Consider the following 904-nt stretch of genomic DNA (forward strand, 5'->3'; position numbering starts at 1 on the left):
TTTCAAAAGAAGATCGTCAGAAATATCGTGGGAGACTTTATCAGATCTTCAGCCTTATAGTATCGGGTCAAATGCAGGCTACCATTATCCTATAGCGTTCCAAGCTGCTGAGCGTGAAGGGCTCATAAAGACAGCTCCGCTGTTTTCACAAAACCCAACACTCGACAACTTAAAAAAATTGAACCGCGAGCACATCGAGCTATTTATATGCAACAAGCTGGTATGTCAGTTTTATATTGATCAGTATGCACCTTTGTTTCGGAACATTGACTATATTCCTAAAGCAGTCGGACCTATCAAGGCCTTTCATGTCGGCTTTACTCGCAAGAAGAGTGGGGCCTTAGAGTTGCGTGAACAATTTAACATAGCTCTAGATGGCGCCATAAAGACAGGTCTACTCGAAAAGATCTATAAACAGCAGGGAATCAAATCAAAAGTAAGTCGCCTGGGTTCTCAAGGTGCGAAAGGCCTAGTAATTCGATAACGAGTAACTCAGAGCTTCATCGAATCTTTAAACTGTGGAAAGGTCACGCATTTATTTTTGCGAAGCGCTAGCACCGCTCTTTTTAAAAACGTGGCATATTGCCTATTAGGAGTGATCATTAACGTCCCATAACGAGGTTATTCGCTGCTTTGAATGATACGCCACCCTAACAAACTTATTGGGTTTCCCCCCAAGAATTTGTTAGCCTAAACTCGAGTGGGCTTCGCCCTACCTCACGAGAAAATGCGCTTGAGAAGCTACTCGCGTTAGAGAAGCCGACTTTAAAAGCAATCTGTTCAATGCCTTCAGGTGTACTGATTAAGTATTCCTTAGCTCTATCCATACGAAGTTGATTAGATAGTTTTCTCCAGTTTGTCCCTTCTTTTGTTAGATAGCGTGTAAGCGTTCGTGATGAAATAT

The 904-nt window shown here is 42.3% G+C and carries 2 protein-coding genes; one reads left to right on the forward strand and one right to left on the reverse strand.

The genetic code is table 11. From position 1 onward, the window contains the following. The coding region (locus tag A3766_RS30070) for a hypothetical protein (protein ID WP_197479159.1) at positions 1 to 484 on the forward strand (484 nt) is incomplete at its 5' end. A gap of 175 nt (positions 485 to 659) precedes the next feature. On the opposite strand, the gene A3766_RS28695 is transcribed toward A3766_RS30070, so the two are convergent. After that, a partial coding sequence (locus A3766_RS28695; protein WP_156508593.1) for an AraC family transcriptional regulator occupies positions 660 to 904 on the reverse strand: 245 nt, incomplete at its 5' end.

It is taken from the genome of Oleiphilus sp. HI0132 (assembly GCF_001635845.1).